The organism is Actinocorallia sp. B10E7 (assembly GCF_039871655.1).
Lineage (GTDB): Bacteria > Actinomycetota > Actinomycetes > Streptosporangiales > Streptosporangiaceae > Actinocorallia.
The window spans coordinates 535,313-554,839 of sequence record NZ_JBDPLZ010000004.1; the positions used below are offsets into that span (position 1 = coordinate 535,313).

Sequence of the window (19,527 nt, forward strand, 5' to 3'; positions counted from 1 at the left end):
AAACGGGCAAATAGCGGCGACCGTGCTGGAGTTTATAGACGTTGTGGGAAAGGGGCCGGGAATCCGCTTTCTTGATTGGTAACCCGTCGCGCACAGCTAAAATCACCCCGCCATCGCGAAAGCAATTCTTCATGTCGTCTTCAGAGCTTCTTCCGTTGTCGGCCGCGCAGCAGTCGGTCTGGTATTTCCAGCACCTGAATCCAGAAATCCCGTTCTGCGTCGCCCAGTACATCGAGATCGAGGGCCGCTTCGATCCAGAGCTGTTCGAGAAGACGGTGCGGATCGGCGCCCACGAGGGCGAGGCGCTGTGGTTCCGGCTGGTGGAGAAAGACGGAATCCCCTATCAGACGATCGACCACGCCCCGCCGGCGGCGATGCCTCTCATCGATTTCAGCGGTGAGGACGATCCCCGCGCCGCGGCGGCCGCCTGGATCGAGGCGGAGGTGCACAGCCCCATCGACCTGATGGGCGACGAGCTGTACGTCAGCCGCCTCCTGCGGCTGGCACCCGACCTCCACTGGTGGTTCATGCGCGGCCACCACATCATGATCGACGGGTACTCGGGCGCGTTCCTCAACCGGCGGGGTTCAGAGGTGTACGCGGCCCTGGCCCGGGGCGAGGAGTACGTCCCGCAGCGGCACGGCGACTACCGTGCCCTGCTGCAGGAGGAGGCCGAGTACCGCGAGTCCGAGCGGTACCAGGCGGACAGGGCCTACTGGGCCGAGCGGTTCGCCGACCGGCCCGACGCGGTCTCCCTCACCGAGAGGACCGCCGAGCCGACCGACCGGTACCTGCGCCGCACCGCCATGTTCGGCCAGGAGGAGACGCGGCGGCTGGCCGCCGGCGCCCGCAGGCTGCGCACCGCGACCCCGGGCCTGGCCATCGCCGCCTCCGCCGCGCTGGTCGCCAAGACCACCGGCGCCCACGACGTCATCCTCGGCATCGCGGTCTCCGGCCGGGTCACCCGGCTGGCCCGGGAGACCCCCACCCACATGGCCTCGATTCTGCCGCTGCGCCTGGAGGTGCGGCCCGAGATGACGATCGAGGAGCTGACCCGGCAGGCGGCCCGCGCCACCGCCCGCCTGCTGCGCCACCAGCGCTACCGGCGCGAGGACCTCATCCGCGACCTCAAGCTGGTCGGGCAGCGCATCCACGGCCCGGTCATCAACATCATGGCCTACGACTACACCGCCGACTGGGGCGGGTTGAAGGCCACCCAGTACCCGCTGAGCAACGGCCCGATCGAGGACCTGGCGATCGCCATCTTCGACGCCGCCGACGGCCGCGGCGCGCGCATCGACTTCGACGCCCACCCCGAGCTCTACACCGAAGCCGAGGTCGAGGCGCACCAGGAGCGCTACCTGCGGCTGCTCAAGGCCATGGCCGACACGGACCCGGCCACCCGGCTGTGCGACCTGGACCTGCTGGACGACGCCGAGCGAGAGCTGGTCCTGCGGACCTGGAACGACACCGGCCGGGAGGCCGCCGGGGACGGCGTCCCCGAGCTGTTCCGCGCTCAGGCGCGGCGCACCCCCGACGCCGTCGCCATCGGCGACGCCGAGGTCTCCTACACCTACCGGGAGCTGGACGAGCGCTCCGACCGGCTGGCCCGCCGGCTGCTCGAGCACGGTGTGAAGCCCGACGGGATCGTCGGGATCGGCCTGCCGCGCGACGCGCAGCTGGCCGTCGCGGCCCTGGCCGTCCTCAAGGCCGGAGCCGCCTTCCTGCCGCTCGACCCGGACCACCCGGCCGACCGCATCTCCCACATGGTCGCGGACGCGGCCCCCGCGGTCGTCCTCGCCACCGGGACCGGCCGCCTGCCGGACGGCGTGACGGTCCTGGACCCCCGCGACCTCCCGGAGGAGACCGGTCCGGTCGCGGTCGTACCGCACCGCCTGGACGCCGCCTACATCGGCTGCACCGCGGGCTCCACCGGACACACCAAGGGCGTGGTGCTCACCCACGCCAACCTCGCGGACCTCTGCGCCCGGGCCGCCGGAGCCTTCGGCCCCGAACGGCTGCGCCACGTCCTGTGGTCGACCTCGCCGAGTTCGGGCGCCTCGCTCCTGGAATGGCTGGTCCCGCTCACCCTCGGCGGACGCGTCGAAGCCGTCCGCGATCTGGCGGAGGCGGCCGGACGCGGCGGCTCGCTCATCAGCGGAGCCCCCACGGCGATGGCCGCGATGCTCTCCCGGAACGAGCCGGACCTGGCGGCCGGCGACATCGTCCTGTCCGGGGAGGCGCCGTCCCCGCGGCTCGTCCGCAGGCTGCGCGAGCTGGCGCCCGGCGCCCGGATCTCCAACCTCTACGGACAGGCCGAGACCACCGTCCACGCCATCGGCTGGTTCAGGGACGGCGACCCCGGGAACACCGTCCCGATCGGCCGCCCCCTGGCCGGCACCCGCGCCTACATCCTGGACGCCGGCCTGCGGCCTGTCCCGGTCGGCGTGCCCGGCGAGCTGTACCTGGCCGGTGAGGGCCTGGCCCGCGGCTACCTGGGCCTCCCGGACCTGACCGCCGAGAGGTTCGTCGCCTGCCCGTTCGGCGACGGCGAGCGCATGTACCGCACCGGCGACCTGGCCCGGTGGAACGCGGACGGGGACATCGAGTACCTCGGCGATCAGGCCCGGGTCCGCGGTTTCCTCGTCGAACCGGGCGAGATCGAGGCGGCGCTGACGTCCCACCCGGAGGTCGCCCAGGCCGTCGCGATGGTCCGCGAGGACCAGCCGGGACGGGTCCGCGTCGTCGGGTACGCCGTGCCGGTGCCCGGCGCGGACCCGGACGCCGGGCGGCTGCGCGAGTTCGCCTCCGGCCTGCTGCCCGAGCACCTGGCCCCCTCGGCGGTCGTGGTGCTGGACGAACTGCCGCAGGCCCCCGACGGCAGGCTCGAACGCGGGGCGCTGCCCGCGCCGGCCCTCCCCGCGACCGACAAGCGGCTGGTCGCCTACGTGGTGCCCGCGCCCGGCGAGACGGTCAGCCCCGAAGAACTGCGCGCGTTCGTGCAGGAGCACCTGCCCAAGGCCATGGTCCCCTCGGCGGTCATGGTGCTGGACGAACTGCCGCTGACCCCCAACGGCAAGGTCGACACCAAGAACCTCCCCAAACCGCTGCTGGTCCTGGAGAACGCCGCCTACCGGGCGCCCTCCACCGAGCGGGAACGCGTCCTGTGCCGGATCATCGGCGAGCTGCTGGGAGTCGCCGAGGTCGGCGTGGACGACGACTTCTTCGCCCTGGGCGGCAACTCGCTGCTGGCCATGCGGGTCGTCGCCAAGGCCAGGACCGCCTTCGGCGTGGAGATCCCCCTGCGGACGCTGTTCGAGCACCCGACCGTCGCGGGCCTGTCCGCCCGGCTGGAGGGGGAGGCCGCAGCCCCGGCGCGGCCCGCGCTGGTCCCGGCCGAGCGCCCCGCGCAGATCCCGCTGTCCTACGCCCAGCAGCAGCTGTGGTTCCTCAACAAGTTCGAGGGCCCCTCGGCGACCTACAACATCCCGCTGGCGCTGCGGCTGACCGGGCCGCTGGAGTACGCGGCCTTCGCCGCCGCCCTGGCCGATGTGGTGGAACGCCACGAGTCGCTGCGGACGATCTTCCCCGACTCCGGCGGCACCCCGCGCCAGCAGATCCTGGCCCCGGCCGCGGCCGCCCCGCGGATCGAGGTCGCCGACGCGACCGAGGCCGGGCTCCCCATGGCGCTGGCCCAGATCGCCGGGTACCCGTTCGACATCTCGGTGGACCCGCCGCTGCGCGCCCACCTCCTGCGCCTGGCCGACGACCTGCACGTCGTGGTGCTGCTCATGCACCACGTCGCGACCGACGGATGGTCGCTGGCGCCCCTGGCCAGGGATTTCATCTCCGCCTATGTCGCGCGCACGGCGGGCCGGGCCCCCGAATGGGAGCCGCTGCCCGTCCAGTACGCCGACTACACGCTCTGGCAGCAGGAGCTCCTCGGCTCCGAGGACGACCCGGACAGCCTGCAGTCCCGGCAGATCGCCTACTGGAAGGAGGCCCTCGCCGGGCTTCCGGAGGAACTGGAACTGCCCTCGGACCGGCCCCGGCCGGATGAGGCGAGCTACCGGGGCTCCACCGTCCACTTCCGCCTCTCGGCGGACGTCCAGCGCCGTCTCGGCGAGCTGGCCGCGCAGACCAACAGCTCCCCGTTCATGGTGGCGCAGGCCGCCTACGCGGTGCTGCTTTCGCGACTGGGCGGCGGTGAGGACATCCCGGTCGGCTCGCCGATCGCCGGACGCACCGACGAGGCCTTGGACGACATGGTCGGCATGTTCGTGAACATGCTGGTCCTGCGCACGGACGTCTCGGGCGAGCCCACGTTCCGCGAGCTGATCGGCAGGGTGCGGGAGACCGACCTGGCCGCCTACGCCCACCAGGACCTGCCGTTCGAACGCCTGGTCCAGGTGCTCAACCCGCCGCGCCACATGGGCCGCCACCCGCTGTTCCAGAACGGCCTCACCTTCCAGAACAACCCGGAGGCCCGGCTGGAGCTGGACGGCTTCACCGCGGAGCAGGAGCCGCTGCGGGGCGCCGTCTCCCGCTTCGACCTGCTGATGGTGCTCACCGAGCGGTTCGGTCCCGGCGGCGAGCCTGCCGGCCTGGACGGCGAACTGGAGTACGCGCTCGACCTGTACGACCCGGCCACCGCCCGCGGTCTGATCACCCGGTTCGAGCGGCTGCTCACCGGGCTGCTGGCCGACCCGGACGCCCCGATCGGCACCGCGCCGCTGCTGTCGGAGGACGAGCGCGCCGTGATCCTGGACGAGTGGGCGGGCGGCGCCCTCCCCGCGTCCGGGGAGCGGCGCACGATCCACGCGGTCTTCGAGGAGCAGGCCGCCCGGAACCCCGCAGCCCCGGCCGTCACCTACGAGGACGTCACGCTCACGTACGGGGAGCTGAACGCCCGCGCCAACCGGCTCGCCCGCAGGCTCGTCGAGCTGGGCGCCGGGCCGGAGCAGTTCGTCGCGCTGAAACTGCCGCGTTCGGCGGACCTGGTCGTCGCGGTGCTCGCCGTCCTCAAGACGGGTGCGGCGTACGTGCCGATCGACCCGGACTACCCGCAAGAGCGCATCGCCTACACGCTCCAGGACTCCGCGCCGGTGTTCACCGTGGACGCCGAACTGCTCTCCTCGTTCGACGGGGAGGCGTACCCGGCCGAGAACCTGGACGTGCGGATGTCCCCGGACAACCCCGCGTACGTCATCTACACCTCGGGCTCCACGGGCCATCCCAAGGGCGTCGTGGTCCCGCACCACAACGCCGTCCGGCTCATGACGTCGACGGAGCAGTGGTTCGGCTTCGGCCCGGACGACGTCTGGACGCTCTTCCACTCCTACGCGTTCGACTTCTCCGTCTGGGAGCTGTGGGGCCCGCTGCTGTACGGCGGCAGGCTCGTCGTCGTCCCGTTCGCCGTCAGCCGCTCCCCCGAGGAGTTCCTCGACCTGCTGGCCCGCGAGCGCGTCACCGTGCTCAACCAGACGCCGTCGGCGTTCTACCAGCTCATGGCCGCCGACGACGGCCGCGACCTGGCCCTGCGGTACGTGATCTTCGGCGGTGAGGCGCTCGAGCTCAAGCGGCTGGCCGACTGGTACGCCCGGGGACGCGACACCGTCCTGGTGAACATGTACGGCATCACCGAGACGACCGTGCACGTCTCCCACATCGCGCTCGACGAGGTGTACTGCCAGAGCGCGCCCGGTTCGGTCATCGGCGTCGGCATCCCGGACCTGCGCGTGTACGTCCTGGACGGACGGCTCCAGCCCGCCCCTCCCGGCGTCGTGGGCGAGCTGTACGTCGCCGGTCCCGGCCTGGCGCGCGGCTACCACGGCCAGGCGGCCCTCACGGCGTCCCGGTTCGTCGCCGACCCGTTCGGCGCGCCGGGAGAGCGCATGTACCGCTCGGGCGACCTGGCCCGGTGGCTGCCCGACGGCGCCCTGGAGTACCTGGGCCGCGCCGACGACCAGGTGAAGATCCGCGGCTTCCGCATCGAGCTCGGCGAGATCGAGGCGGTGCTGGCCCAGCACCCGGAGATCACCGACGTCGCGGTGATCGCACGTGAGGACCGTCCCGGCGACAAGCGCCTCGTCGCCTACATCGTGAACGCCTCGGCGGAGCCCGACGCGCGGCTCGACACCTCCGAGCTGCGCGCCTTCGCCAACCGCGACCTGCCCGACTACATGATCCCCGCCGCGTTCGTCGCCCTGGAGGCGCTTCCGCTCACCGGCAACGGCAAGCTCGACCGGCGTGCCCTGCCCGCCCCGGTCGTCCAGGTCGGAGAGGGCCGCGCACCGGCGTCCGAACGGGAGGAGGTCTTCGCCGATCTGTTCGCCGAGGTGCTCGGCCTGCCCGAGCGGCCCGGCACCGAGGACGGCTTCTTCGACCTCGGCGGCGACTCGATCATCGCGATCCAGCTGGTCTCGCGCGCCCGCCAGGCCGGGCTGGTCGTCACCCCGCGCGAGGTGTTCCAGCACCAGACCGTCGCGGCGCTGGCGGAACTGGCCCGCGAGGCGGGCGAGGACGACGCGGTCGAGGTCGAGCCGGAGGGCGCGGGCATCGGCCCCGTACCGATCACGCCGATCATCGCGTGGCTGCGCGAGCGCGGCGGCGTCATGGACGGCTTCCACCAGGCGATGCTGCTGCGCGTCCCCGGCGAGCTGGGCACCGACCACCTGACCGCCGCGCTGCAGACGGTGCTCGACCACCACGACGTGCTGCGGCTGCGCCTGGAGGACTGGCAGCCGGTCGTCCAGCCGGTCGGCGCCGTGCGCGCGGACGGGCTGGTGCACCGGGTCGACCTCTCCGGCGGCGACGCCCCGGCCCGGGACTTCCAGACGACCGTGGAGGAGCAGGTCGCCCTGGCCGCCTCCCGCCTGGACCCCGCCGCGGGCGTCATGGCCCAGCTCGTCTGGCTCGACGCCGGACCCGGCGTCCAGGGCCGGCTGCTGGCCGTGCTGCACCACCTCGTGGTGGACGGCGTGTCCTGGCGGATCCTGCTGCCCGACCTCGTCACCGCGTGGGGCGCGTCCGTCATGGGCCGGGCCCCGCAGTTGGAGCCCGTCCCGACGTCCTTCCGGCGCTGGGCGCAGCGCCTCACCGCGGAGGCCGCCGACCCCGCGCGCGTCGAAGAACTCGACACCTGGCTCGACCTGGTGGAGGGCACCAACCCCAGGCTCGCCTCCCGCGCGCTCGACCCGGCCGTCGACACCGCCGCGACGGTACGCGGCCTCGACCTCACCCTGGACACCGAGACCACCGAGGCCGTGCTCACCACGGTCCCGGCGGCCTTCCACGGACGGGTGGGCGACGTGCTGCTCACCGCCCTGGCGCTGGCCGCCGCGCACTGGCGCAAGCAGCGCGGCGGACGCGGCACCGGCCTGCTGGTCGACCTCGAAGGCCACGGCCGCGAGGAGATCGTCCCCGGCGTCGACCTGTCCCGCACGGTCGGCTGGTTCACCAGCATCCACCCCGTCCGCCTGGACCCGGGCCAGGCCGAGTGGACCGAGATCACCTCCGGCGGCGCGGCCGCCGGCCAGTCGCTCAAGCGGGTCAAGGAGCAGCTGCGGCAGGTGCCCGACAACGGCATCGGCTACGGCCTGCTGCGGTACCTCAACGAGGAGACCGCCGAGGAGCTCGCCGACCTGCCCGGCGCGCAGGTCGCGTTCAACTACCTCGGCCGCGTCGGCGAGGACGACGGCGACTGGAGCCCCGCGCCCGAGCGGCTCCCCTCCGGAGAGGACCCGCGCCTGCCGGCCGCGCACCTCCTGGAGGTCAACGCCATCACCCGCGACCGCCCCGGCGGCCCCGAACTGGCCGTCACCTGGTCCTGGCCCTCGGCGCTCTTCTCGGAGGAGGAGATCCGCGGGCTCGGCGAGGCCTGGTTCGAGGCGCTGCGCGGCCTGGTCGCGCACACGCGGGACGAGGGCGCGGGCGGCTTCACCAGCTCCGACCTGCTGGTCGAGCTGGACCAGTCGGAGATCGACAAACTGCAGGCAGCATGGAGGGCGAAGTGACGGCGGGCCGCGACCTGGAGGACATCCTCCCCCTGTCCCCGCTGCAGCAGGGATTCTTCTTCCACGCCAAGTACGACGAGCGGGACGTCTACACCGCGCAGCTGGCGCTCGACATGGAGGGGCCGCTGGACGTGGCGGCCCTGCGCGGCGCGGCCGAGACGCTGCTGCGCCGGCACGCCAACCTGCGGGCCGCCTTCACCGACCAGGACGTGAGCCGCCCGGTGCAGGTCGTGCCCCGCGTGGTGGACCTGCCCTGGTTCGAGGTGGAGGCCACCGAGGAGGAGGCCCGCGACCTCGTCCTGAAGGAGCGCGCGCACCGGTTCGACCTGATGGAGCCGCCGCTGCTGCGGTTCGTCCTGGTGAAGCTGGGCGCCGAGCGGCACAAGCTGATCTTCACCAACCACCACATCCTGCTGGACGGCTGGTCCACGCCCGTCCTGGCGACCGAGCTGTTCGCGCTCTACCTGTCGGGCGGCACCGACACGGGCCTGCCCCGCCCCACGCCCTACAAGAACTACCTCAAGTGGCTGGCCGGGCAGGACCGCAAGGCCGCCGAGGCCGCCTGGCAGGAGGCCCTGGCCGGAGTGGACGAGCCGACGCTCGTCGCGCCGCAGGCCGCCGAGCTGCCCGCCGTCATCCCGCACCGCGTCCTGACGGAGCTGGACGAGTCCGCCACCAAGAAGCTGACCCGTGTCGCCCGCCGCAACGGCGTCACCATCAACACCCTGCTCCAGGCCGCCTGGGGCGTCGTCATCGGCTCCCTGACCGGCCGCGACGACGTGGTGTTCGGCTCCACCGTCTCCGGACGCCCCGCCGACCTGCCGGGCGTCGAGCAGATGATCGGCCTGTTCATCAACACCCTGCCGATCCGGGTGCGCCTGAACCCGTCCGACAGCCTCGCGGAGCTGCTCGAGCGGCTCCAGGAGGAGCAGACCGACCTGCTGGCCCACCACCACCTGGGCCTCACCGAGATCCAGCGCGCGGCCGGGCACGGCGTCCTGTTCGACACCATGACGGTGCTGGAGAACTACCCGTTCGACCCGTCCTCGATGGACGGCACCCTGGGCGGACTGCGCCTGACCGGCTTCGACTCCTACGACGCCACGCACTTCCCGCTGTCGTTCGTCATCATGCCGGGGGACCGGCTGTCGCTGCGGGTGCACTACCGGCCGGACGTCTTCACCGAGGAGGAGGCCGGGCGGCTGCTGGACCGCGTCCGCCGGTTCCTGGACGCCGTGCTGGAGGACGCCGACCAGCCCCTGTCCTCCCTGGACCTGCTGTCGGACGGCGAACGCTCCCTCCTGGACTCCTGGACGGGACCCGCCGGGGAGCCCTCGGCGCCTTCGGTCGTCGAACTGCTCCAGGCGCAGGCCGCGCGCATCCCGGACGAGACCGCGCTGGTCGCCGCCGACGCCACCCTGACCTACGCGCAGCTGAACGAGCGCGCCGACCGGCTCGCCCGCGCACTGCTCTCCCGGGGCATCGGCGCCGAGCAGCGGGTCGCGCTGCGGCTGCCGCGCGGCGCCGACCTCGTCGTCGCGATCTTCGGCGTGCTCAAGACCGGCGCCGCCTACGTGCCGATCGACCCGGAGTACCCCGAGGACCGCATCGCCTACATGCGGGCCGACTCCGCGCCCGCCCTGGAGATCACGCCTCAGTGGCTCGCCGAGCTCGCCGAGACGGACCCGGCGCACCCCGCCACCGACCCGGGCGTGGCGATCCACCCCGACAGCGCCGCCTACGTCATCTACACGTCCGGCTCCACCGGACGGCCCAAGGGCGTCGTCGTCCCGCACCGGGGCCTGGTCAACTACCACGACGGCCACGCCGCCGGCTTCTGGGGACCGGTCGCGGAGAAGGCCGGACGGCGGGTGAGGTTCGCCCACACCGCGTCGTTCTCCTTCGACACCTCCTGGCACGGCCTGCTCGCGATGGTCCACGGCCAGCAGGTCCACATCGTCGACGACGCCACCCGCCGGGACTCCGAGGCGTTCGTCCGGTACGCGGCCGAACACCGCATCGACCTCGTCAACACCACCCCGTCGCACTTCCAGGCGCTGCGCGAACTGGGCGTCCTCGAAGCGGGCGTCTCCACGGTGCTGCTGGGCGGCGAGGCCGTCGGAGAGGCGCTGTGGGAGGAGCTCGCGGCACTGCCCTCCCTGGAGGCGCGCAACTTCTACGGGCCCACCGAGGCCACCGTCGACTTCTTCAACGGCCCGCTCGTCCCCGGGACGAAGCCGAACCTCGGCACCGCCTTCCGCAACAGCCGCCCGTACGTGCTCGACGGAGCGCTCCGCCGGGTGCCGGCGGGCGTGCCCGGAGAGCTGTACGTCGCCGGGCCGATCCTGGCCCGCGGCTACCTGGGCCGCCCCGACCTGACCGCCGAGAGGTTCGTCGCCTGCCCGTTCGGGGCGCCCGGCGAACGCATGTACCGCACCGGCGACCTGGTCCGGTGGCTGCCCGACGGCACCCTGGAGTACCTGGGCCGCGCCGACGACCAGGTGAAGATCCGCGGTTTCCGGGTGGAGCTCGGCGAGATCGAGACCGTGCTGGAACGGCACCCCGCCGTCGCCCAGGCCGCGGTCGTCGCCCGCGAGGACCGGCCCGGGGACAGACGCCTCGCGGGCTACGTCGTCACCCGCGACGAGACCACGGCCAGGGAACTGCGCGCGTTCGTCGCCGAGACCCTCCCGGACTACATGGTCCCGGCGATCGTGATCCTGCCCGAGCTGCCGCTGACCCCCAACGGCAAGCTCGACCGCAGGGCGCTGCCCGCACCCGACCTCGGCCTGGGCGCCGGACGCGGCCCGCGCACCCCGCGGGAGGAGATCCTCGCCGGGGTCTTCGCCGAGATCCTCGGCGCGGGGAAGGTCGGCGTCGACGACTCCTTCTTCGACCTGGGCGGCGACTCCCTCACCGCCACCCGGCTGATCAGCCGCGTGCGCTCGGTGCTCGGCGTCGAACTGCCGATCCGCGCGCTGTTCGAGGCCCCGACCGTCGCGGGCCTCGCCGCCCGGCTGGAGGAGGCGCAGGGGACGGCACGCCCCGCCCTCACCCGCGGGGAGCGCCCGGCGAACGTGCCGCTGTCCTACGCCCAGCAGCGGCTGTGGTTCCTCAACCGGCTCGAGGGGCCGTCCGCCACCTTCAACGTGCCGGTGCCGCTGCGGCTGCGCGGCGCGCTGGACGTGGAGGCGGTCCGCGCCGCGCTCGCCGACGTCGTCGCCCGGCACGAGCCCCTGCGGACGGTCTTCCCCGACACCTCGGGCACCCCGCGCCAGCTCGTCCTGGACGCCGCGGTCGCGGTCCCGCGCCTGAACGTCGTGGAGACCACCGAGGCCGCGCTGCCCGCCGAACTCGCCGCGATCGCCGGCCGGGGCTTCGACCTGTCGGTGGAGCCGCCGTTCCGCGTCGGGCTGCTGCGCCTGGCCGAGGACGACCACGTGCTGGTGCTGGTGCTGCACCACATCGCCGGCGACGGCTGGTCCATGGCCCCGCTCGCCCGCGACGTCGTCGTGGCCTACGACGGCCGCCGCAGGGGCGAGCCGCCGGCCTGGAGCCCGCTGCCGGTCCAGTACGCCGACTACACGCTCTGGCAGCAGGAGCTCTTCGGCTCCGAGGACGACCCCGAGAGCCTGCTGTCCCGGCAGACCGCGTTCTGGAAGTCGGCCCTCGACGGGCTGCCCGACCAGCTCGAGCTGCCCGCCGACCGGCCCCGCCCGGCCCAGTCGTCCTACCGGGGCGCCACGTTCGGCTTCGAACTCGACGCCGAACTGCACCGGGGCCTGACGGCCCTGGCCCGCGAGAGCGGCGCCAGCCTCTTCATGGTCATGCAGGCCGCCTACGCGGCGCTGCTCACCCGGCTGGGCGCGGGCACCGACATCCCGGTCGGCTCGCCGATCGCCGGGCGCACCGACGAGGCCCTGGACGACTTGATCGGCATGTTCGTGAACATGCTCGTCCTGCGCACCGACACCTCCGGCGACCCGTCCTTCCGGGAACTCCTCGCCCGGGTCCGCGAGAGTGACCTGGCCGCCTACGCCCACCAGGACATGCCGTTCGAACGGCTCGTGGACGCGCTGAACCCGGCCCGGCACATGGGACGGCACCCGCTGTTCCAGGTGGCGCTGTCCTTCCAGAACAACCCCGAGGCCAGGGCCGAGCTCGACGGGCTGACCGTCGAGGCGCTCGACCTGGGCGTCGGCGCGGCGAAGTACGACCTGTCGCTGTACCTGGAGGAGAGGCACGCGGCCGACGGCTCCCCGGCGGGCATCGCCGCGGGGCTGGAGTACGCGCTCGACCTCTTCGACCCGGCCACCGCGACGGAGCTGGCCGGACGGCTGGAGCGGCTGCTGGCCGCCGTCGTCGCCGACCCGGACGCGCCGATCAGCGCGGCCGGCCTGCTGACCGACGAGGAACGCCGCACGATCCTCCAGGACCTGGCCGTCAGCGGGACGGCTCCGGCCGCGCCCCGGACGACCATCCACGCGACGGTCGAAGCCCAGGCCGCGCGCACGCCCGACGCGGCGGCCGTCACCTGCGAGGGCGCGTCCCTGACCTACCGGGAGCTGAACGAGCGGGCCAACCGGCTGGCACGGCACCTGATCGCGCACGGCGCGGGCCCCGAGGAGTTCGTGGCGCTGGCCCTGCCGCGCTCCCTCGACCTCGTCGTCGGCGTCCTGGCCGTCCTCAAGACGGGCGCGGCCTACGTCCCGGTCGACCCGGACTACCCGGCCGACCGGATCGCCTACATGCTGGAGGACTCCCGGCCCGTCCTCACCGTCGACGCGGCGCTGCTGGAGTCGGCGGACCTGGACTCCCACGACCCGGCGAACCCGGACGTGCCGATGTCCCCGGACAACCCGGCCTACGTCATCTACACGTCGGGTTCCACCGGCCGCCCCAAGGGCGTGGTGATCCCGCACCAGAACGTCATCCGGCTGATGTCCTCCACCGAGCCGTGGTTCCACTTCGGCCCGGACGACGTGTGGACCCTGTTCCACTCCTACGCGTTCGACTTCTCCGTCTGGGAGCTGTGGGGCCCGCTGATGCACGGCGGACGCCTCGTCGTCGTGCCGTACCTGACGTCCCGGTCCCCGGAGGACTTCCTCAGGCTCCTGTCCGCGGAGAAGGTCACCGTCCTCAACCAGACGCCGTCGGCCTTCTACCAGCTCATGGCCGCGGACGCCGCGAACCCGGGCCTCGAGCTGAGCCTGCGGTACGTGGTGTTCGGCGGCGAGGCGCTGGAACTCGGCAGGCTCGAGGACTGGTACTCCCGCCACGCCGACGACGCGCCCGTGCTCGTCAACATGTACGGCATCACCGAGACGACCGTGCACGTCTCCCACATCGCGCTCGACCGCGCCTACTGCCAGGAGGCGCCCGGCTCGATCATCGGAGTCGGCATCCCGGACCTGCGGATCTACGTGCTGGACGACACGCTCCAGCCGGTGCCCGCCGGGACCGTCGGCGAGCTGTACGTCGCGGGCGCGGGCCTGGCGCGCGGTTACCTGAACCGCCCCGACCTGTCGGCGATGCGGTTCGTGGCCGACCCGTTCGGCGAGCCCGGCTCGCGCATGTACCGCACCGGGGACCTGGGGCGCTGGCGGCGCGACGGCGGCCTGGAGTACCTCGGCCGGGCCGACGACCAGGTCCAGCTGCGCGGCTTCCGGATCGAACTCGGCGAGATCGAGGCGGCCCTCGTCCGCCACCCGGCCGTCACCGACGCGGCGGTCATCGTCCGCGAGGACCGGCCAGGCGACAAGCGCCTCGTCGCCTATGTCGTCGGCGGGCCGGTCGACTCGGCGGAACTGCGCCGGTTCGTCAACCAGGACCTTCCCGACTACATGGTCCCGGCCGCCGTCGTCGCCATGGACGCGCTGCCGCTGACCGCCAACGGCAAGCTCGACCGCAGGGCGCTGCCCGCGCCTGACTTCTCCGCCAACGTGTCCGGCCGCGCGCCGCGCACTCCGCAGGAGGAGACCCTCGCCGCGCTGTTCGCCGAGGTTCTCGGCCTGGAGCGGGTCGGCATCGACGACGGGTTCTTCGACCTGGGCGGCGACTCGATCATCGCGATCCAGCTCGTCTCCCGCGCCCGGCAGTCCGGTCTGGTCGTCACGCCGCGCGAGGTGTTCCAGCACCAGACCGTCGCCGACCTCGCCGCGATCGCCCGCCCGGCCGACGAGGACACCGTGGAGGCCGAACCGGAGGGTGCCGGGATCGGCCCCGTCCCGGCCACCCCGATCATGCGCTGGTTCGAGGAACTCCAAGGCCCGACCTCCGCCTACAGCCAGCGGATGCTGCTGCGCGTGCCGCCGCGCCTGGACGTCGACGGGCTCACCGCCGCCTACCGGGCAGTGCTCGACCACCACGACATGCTCCGGCTGAAGGTGGACGGCGGCGTCTACGAGGTGCGGGAGAAGGGCGCCCGCGAGGCCTTCGTCGAGGTCGTGGACATCACGGGCCTGTCCGGCGAGGCGCTGGCCGAAACCCTGGCCCGCACCGGAGCCGAGGCCCGGGCCGCGCTCGACCCCGCCGCCGGGGAGATGACGCGGCTGCACTGGCTGGACGCCGGCGACGAGCCGGGCCTGCTGCTGTTCACCGCCCACCACCTGGTCGTGGACGGCGTCTCCTGGCGCATCCTCCTGCCGGACCTGGTGACCGCCCTCGGCGGGGCGGAGCTCCAGCCGGTGAACACCTCGTTCCGCCGTTGGGCGCAGCGCCTGACCGCCGAGGCGTCCGAGCCGGGCCGGGTCGCCGAACTGCCGTTCTGGGCCGAGGTCGCCTCCGCCCCCGACCCGCTGCTGGGCTCCCGGCCGCTCGACCCGGCACGCGACACGTTCGCCACCGCGGGGGAGCTGACCGTGACGCTCGGCGAGGACGTCACCGACCCGCTGCTGTCCAGCGTCCCCGCCGCCTTCCACGGCAGGGTGAACGACGTGCTGCTGACCGGGCTCGCGCTGGCCGTCGCCCAATGGCGCGCCCGGCACGGCAAGCGCGAGGGGTCCGCCGTGCTGGTGGACCTCGAAGGCCACGGCCGCGAGGAGATCATCCCCGGGGTGGACCTGTCCCGAACGTCCGGCTGGTTCACCAGCATCCACCCCGTCCGGCTCGACCCGGGGCAGCTCGCCTGGGACGAGGTCGACGCGGGCGGACCGGCGGTCGGCACCGCGATCAAGCTGGTCAAGGAGCAGCTGCGCGAGGCGCCCGACAGCGGCATCGGCTACGGCCTGCTGCGGTACGTCAACTCCGAGACCGCGGAGAAGCTGGCGGGGGCGGGCTCGCCGCAGCTGGCGTTCAACTACCTCGGCCGGGTCACGGCGGGGGACGGCGGCGAGTGGTCGCCCGCCCCGGCGGAGCTGAGCGACGCGCTCGGCGGCGGCCACGACCCCGGGCTCGCGCTGCCGCACGCGCTGGAGGTCAACTGCCACACCGACGACACCCCGTCCGGGCCGCGCCTGAGCGCCACCTGGTCGTGGGCCGGCGGCCTGCTGTCCGAGGCCGAGGTGCGGGAGCTGGCGGACCTGTGGTTCGCCGCGCTGACCGGACTGGTCCGCCACGCCGCGCAGGACGGCGCGGGCGGCTTCACCCCGTCCGACATCGACCTGGTGTCGGTCAGCCAGGACGAACTGGACGAGTTCGCATCGGAGCTGGAGGACTGGGACCTGTGAGCGGCAACCTCGAAGACGTTCTGCCGCTGTCGCCGCTGCAGCAGGGGCTGTTCTTCCACGCCCTGTTCGACGCGGACGCCGACGTCTACTCCGCGCAGGTCGTCCTGCGCCTGGACGGCCCCCTGGACACCGGTGCGCTCAGGACCGCCGCGCAGGCGCTCGTCGCCCGCCACGCCAACCTGCGGTCGGCGTTCCGCCAGCGCAAGCAGGGCGACCCCGTCCAGCTCGTCGCCAAGACCGTCAAGGTGCCGTTCGAAGAGATCGAGGCGCCCGTCGACGAGGTGGCCCAGATCGCCGCGCGGGAACGGGCGCGCGGCTGGGACCTGGGCCGACCGCCGCTGCTGCGGTTCACGCTGGTGCGCTCGGCGCCGGACGTCCACCACCTGGTGTTCACCAACCACCACATCCTGCTGGACGGCTGGTCCACCCCGATCCTGCAGACCGAACTGTTCGCCCTCTACCTCACCGGGGGCGACGCCTCCGTGCTGCCGAGGGTCACCCCGTACAAGAACTACCTGGCCTGGGTCGCCCGCCAGGACCGCGCCGCCGCCGAGGCCGCCTGGCACCGCGCGCTGGAGGGTGTGGAGGAGCCCACCCTGATCCGCCCGCGGCCCTCCGCCGGTACCGTCGACCCCGAGAAACTCCAGGTGGTGCTGAGCGAGGAGCTCACCACCGCGCTGACCGCCCGCGCCCGCACCGAGGGCGTCACCCTCAACACCGTGCTCCAGCTCGCCTGGGGCCTGGTGCTGGGCGTGGAGACGGGCCGCAGCGACGTGGTGTTCGGCGGCGTCGTCTCCGGACGCCCGCCGGAGCTGGCGGGGATCGAGCAGATGGTCGGGCTGTTCATCAACACCCTGCCGGTCCGGATCAGGGTCTCGCCCGGCGACACCCTCGCCGAGGCGCTGCGCCGGGTCCAGGGCGAGCAGGTCGACCTCATGCCCCACCACCACCTCGGCCTCGCCGAGATCCAGGGCCTCACCCGGCTGGGCGCGCTGTTCGACACCGTCACGGTGCTGGAGAACTACCCCTTCGACCCCGACGCCGAGGCGACCGACCTGAACGGGGTCAGGATCTCCTCCGCGACCATGCACGACGCCACCCACTATCCGGTCGCGCTCGCCGCCGTCCCGGGCAGGGAACTGACGGTCCGGCTGGACTACCGGCCCGACCTGTTCACCCCGCAGGAGGCCGAGCGCCTGGCCGGACGGCTGCGCGGAGTTCTGGAAGCCATCGCCGAACGGCCGGATCTGACGGTGGCCCGCCTGGACCTGCTCACCGACTCCGAACGCGAGCGGGTGAGGACCAGGCAGGGCCGTCCCAGCGGGCGCGAAGCCGTGTCCGTCACCGCCCGGTTCGCACGGATGGCCGCCGAGAGGCCGGACGCCGTCGCGATCCGCCACGACGGCGAGTCGATCACCTACGCGGAGCTGGACGAGCGGTCCGGACGGCTCGCCGGGCACCTGGCGGACCTGGGCGTCGGACCCGAGACCCCGGTCGCGATGCTGCTGGAACGCGGACCGCAGGTGCTGGTCTCGACCCTGGCCGTCCTCAAGGCCGGCGGCTACTACGTGCCGATCCACCACAGCTACCCGGCCGAGCGCCGGGCCTGGGCGCTGCGCGAGAGCGGCGCGCCCGTGCTGCTGATCGACGAGGCGTTCGCCGACCCCGGCTTCACCCCCGAGGCCCGGACCGTCCGGGTCGACCTGCCGGTCGACGGCCCGGTCCTCCCGCCCGCCCCGGTCACGCCGGACCGGCTCGCCTACGCGATCTTCACCTCCGGCTCGACCGGCCTGCCCAAGAGCGTCGGCATCGCCCACCGCGAGGTAGTCGACTTCGTCACCGACGACGAGGTCAAGGTCGGCGGCGACCGCGTGCTGGTGTTCTCCGCCCACGCCTTCGACGCCTCCACCTACGAGATGTGGACGCCGCTGCTGAACGGCGGCACCGCCGTCATCGCCCCGAGCGGGGAGCTGGACACCGAGGGCTTCGCCCGGATCGTCGAGGAGGAGCGCCTCACCACGGCGTTCGTCACCACGAGCCTGTTCAACCTCATGGCCGCGGAACGGCCGGAGGTCTTCGCCGGGCTCACCCGCCTCCACACCGGCGGCGAGGCGGGCAACGCCCACGCCATGCGGGCCGTCCTGGACGCCTGCCCAGGCATCGAGCTCTACAACGTCTACGGGCCGACCGAGGCGACGACCTACGCCACCATGCAGTCGATGCGCTCGGTGCTGGACGCCCACCACGCGCCGCCGCTGGGCGGGCCGCTGGACGACACCCGTCTGTACGTGCTGGACGAGGCGCTGCGGCCGGTGCTCGACGGGGCCCCCGGCGAGCTGTACCTGGCGGGCGCGGGCCTGGCCCGCGGCTACCTGCGCAGGCCTGCCCTGACCGCCGAGCGGTTCGTCGCCTGCCCCTTCGGGGAGCCGGGCGAGCGCATGTACCGCACCGGCGACCTGGTGAGGTGGCGCGGCGACCTGCTGGAGTACCTGGACCGGGCCGACCACCAGGTGAAGATCCGCGGATTCCGCATCGAGCTGGGCGAGATCGAGGCGGCCCTGGGCGGCCACCCCTACGTCGCGCAGGCGGCGGTGCTGGCCCGCCAGGACCGGCCGGGGGAGCGGCGGCTCGTCGCCTACGCGGTACCGCACGAGGGCTGCCTGCTGGACCCGGACGACCTGCGCCGCTTCCTGGGCGAGAGCGTGCCGTCCTACATGGTCCCGGCCGCCGTCGTGCTGCTGGAGGCCTTCCCGCTCAACGGCAGCGGCAAGCTCGACCGCGCCGCGCTGCCCGCCCCCGACCTCGCGCTCGCCGGACGGCCGCCGCGCACCCCGCGGGAGGAGGAGCTCTGCGGGCTGTTCGCCGAGGTGCTCGGCCTGCCGCAGGCGTTCGCGGACGTGAGCTTCTTCGACCTGGGCGGCGACAGCATCGCCGCGCTGCGCCTGGCGGCCCGCGCCAAGGAGGCCGGCTTCGACCTCACCCCCCGGATGGTCTTCACCCACCAGACCGTGGAGGGCCTGCTGGCGGCCGAGGACGAGCCCGAGGCCGGCCTCGGCGTGCTGCTGCCGATCCGGACTACGGGGGAGAAGGCGCCGCTGTTCTGCGTGCACCCGGCCTCCGGCCTGTCCTGGCCGTACTTCGCGCTGCTGCCTTACCTGCCGGGACGGCCGGTCTACGGCCTGCAGTCGCGGACGCTCAGCGAACCCGCGTACCGGGCCGGGTCCATCCGGGAGATGGCCGAGGACTACGTCGCCGAACTGCGCAAGGTACGGCCCTCCGGCCCTTACCATCTGCTGGGCTGGTCGCTCGGCGGCCTCATCGCGTTCGAGGCCGCCCGCGTCCTGGGCGAACTGGGAGAGGAAGTGGGAGTGCTGTGCATGCTCGACTCCTTCCACTCCCAGAACCTGGCTCCCGAGGAGCGCGAGGTCGTCCCCGAACTGCTGGAGGCGATCGGCATCGACGAGAAGGTCGCGGGCGACCTGCAGAACCCGGACGTCGCCGCGATCATCGCGGAACTCCGCAAGCGCGAGGACGCCTTCGCGACCCTGGAGGAAGAACAGCTGCTCGCCGTCTACGGCACCTACGAGAACGGGCTGCGGATCGTGGACGGCTACGTCCCCTCCGGCCCCGTCCCGGCGGACCTGCTGTTCTTCCGGGCCACCCAGGGGCTGCTGCCCGATTCGCCGGAGCCGGAGGTCTGGACCTCCTACGTGCGCGGCATCGAGCGGCATGACCTGGACGTCGAGCACCACTTCCTGATGGAACCGGAAGCGGTCGCGAAGATCGGCGCGGTCCTGGCGGACCGTTTGAAAGACTGAAAATCCCCTCACCCCGGTACGGAAGGA

The 19,527-nt window shown here is 73.1% G+C and carries 3 protein-coding genes; all 3 read left to right on the top strand.

Going from position 1 to position 19,527, the window contains the following annotated elements:
- Nucleotides 1–131: 131 nt before the first annotated feature.
- Genes ABGB12_RS16370 through ABGB12_RS16380 form a run of 3 tightly spaced genes read left to right on the top strand, consistent with a single transcriptional unit; the run spans nt 132 to nt 19,500 of the window.
- Nucleotides 132–8,015, top strand: a complete 7,884-nt coding sequence (locus tag ABGB12_RS16370; RefSeq protein WP_347678685.1) for an amino acid adenylation domain-containing protein — start codon at nt 132–134, stop codon at nt 8,013–8,015.
- Complete coding sequence (locus ABGB12_RS16375) at nt 8,000–15,682, top strand: amino acid adenylation domain-containing protein (RefSeq protein WP_347678687.1); 7,683 nt, start codon at nt 8,000–8,002, stop codon at nt 15,680–15,682. The genes ABGB12_RS16370 and ABGB12_RS16375 overlap by 16 nt, the downstream gene beginning before the upstream one ends.
- The gene (locus ABGB12_RS16380) at nt 15,679–19,500 is read left to right on the top strand and encodes an amino acid adenylation domain-containing protein (protein ID WP_347678689.1); all 3,822 of its coding nucleotides are present in this window, start codon (nt 15,679–15,681) and stop codon (nt 19,498–19,500) included. Before ABGB12_RS16375 ends, ABGB12_RS16380 begins: the two co-directional genes overlap by 4 nt.
- Nucleotides 19,501–19,527 lie beyond the last annotated feature (27 nt).